Here is a 1,445-nt window from a genome sequence, read left to right as displayed (position 1 = left end):
CCTGGATTCAGGCGGTCGCTGCAACAAATGTGGACGGGTCTGACAGTAGTCGGTCGAGTTCTTCGGCGGGGGTTCGCCAGCCGAGTCGTTTGCGGGGTCGGCCGTTGAGTTCGGCGGCGACTTGGTCGAGCCAGCCGGGGCCGTAGAACGACAAGTCGGTGCCCTTCGGGAAGTACTGGCGTAGCAGGCCGTTGGTGTTCTCATTGGTGCCGCGCTGCCAGGGGCTGTGGGGGTCGCAGAAGTAGATCGGCAGGCCGGTGGCGTCGGTGATTGCGGTGTGTAATGCCATCTCCTTGCCCTGGTCCCAGGTCAGCGAGCGCCACAGGATCTCGGGCAGTTCGGGCATCTTGGCGGTCATCGCCTCGGCGAGGGTCGCGGCGGTGCGATCGGCGGGTAGGTGCAACAGCAAGGTGAATCCGGTGGTGCGCTCGACGAGGGTGCCGATCGCCGAGGCGCTGTCGGCGCCGATGATCAGGTCACCCTCCCAATGCCCGGGGATCGCTCGATCTTCGGCCTCAGCGGGGCGTTCGCTGATGTTGATCATGTCCTTGATTTGGCCTCGATTGCCAATAGGGTTGCGGCCCTGAGTCTTTCGCTGGGTGCGCCCGGTTCGCAGCGCGGCTTTGACCAGGCGGGCCAACTCTCCGCGGGGCTGGACGTAGATGGCCTGGTAGATCGTCTCGTGAGACACCCGCATCTCCGGATCGTCGGGGAAATCTTGCCGCAGCCGGCGCATGATCTGCTCGGGGCTGTGCCGCAATTTCAAGCGTCGCACAACCTCGGCCAGCAACGCTGGATTGGACTCCAGCTTGCGCACCTTCGGGCGAGCACGGGCAGCATCGACGGTGTCCTGGGCTATCCGGGCGCGGTAGCCGCAGCTGGTCGCTCCCCGAGGCGCCTCCCGGCTGATTGTCGAGCGGGACCGTCCCAACAATCGCGCGGCATCAGCTTGCGAGTGCCCCGAGACGAACAGCTCTTCGAGACGACAGCGCTCGGTGAACGACAACGCCCGTGATACCTCTGCAGGCTCTTGAACAGCACACATCAGTGTTCTTGGCACGAAGCCAGCCTGATCGACCCAATGCCGCCCGGTGTGTTCCGACACCCCCGCGGCCACCGCGGCCTGCGTCGCCGTCGCGCCGGAGTGCATCGCGGCCCAGAATGCATCCTTGACCTGCTGGCAGTACCGGATGCCCGAATGCCCCTTCTCAGGTCGATAGCCAGCGTCTTTGGCCCACCTACGGCCCGTAGCGCCACACACACCAGCGACCGTGGCGGCCGCCGTCGGTGACAGCCCCGAGCGCACTGCCGCCCAAAACGTCGCCCGAACAGCCCCAGCCGACTCAACGTCTAGATGAACACCCGAACCCCGAAACCCCGTTTCGTGACCCATGCAGCACCGACCCCTTCCTGGTCAGGTGTTGCAGCGATCACTTGAGTCTGAG

1 protein-coding gene is annotated in these 1,445 nt (G+C 65.3%); it reads right to left on the bottom strand.

What is annotated here, in order from left to right; translation table 11 throughout:
• Positions 1 to 7: 7 nt before the first annotated feature.
• Positions 8 to 1,045: an IS30 family transposase gene (locus ABW16_RS23620; RefSeq protein WP_412178227.1), complete on the bottom strand. Its 1,038-nt coding sequence runs from the start codon at positions 1,043 to 1,045 to the stop codon at positions 8 to 10.
• Between the last annotated feature and the right edge of the window lie 400 nt (positions 1,046 to 1,445).

This window comes from Mycolicibacter heraklionensis (assembly GCF_001021505.1).
Lineage (GTDB): Bacteria > Actinomycetota > Actinomycetes > Mycobacteriales > Mycobacteriaceae > Mycobacterium > Mycobacterium heraklionense.
The sequence above is the reverse complement of the archived record's forward strand: the minus strand, read 5'-3'. Positions and strand labels throughout refer to the sequence as shown.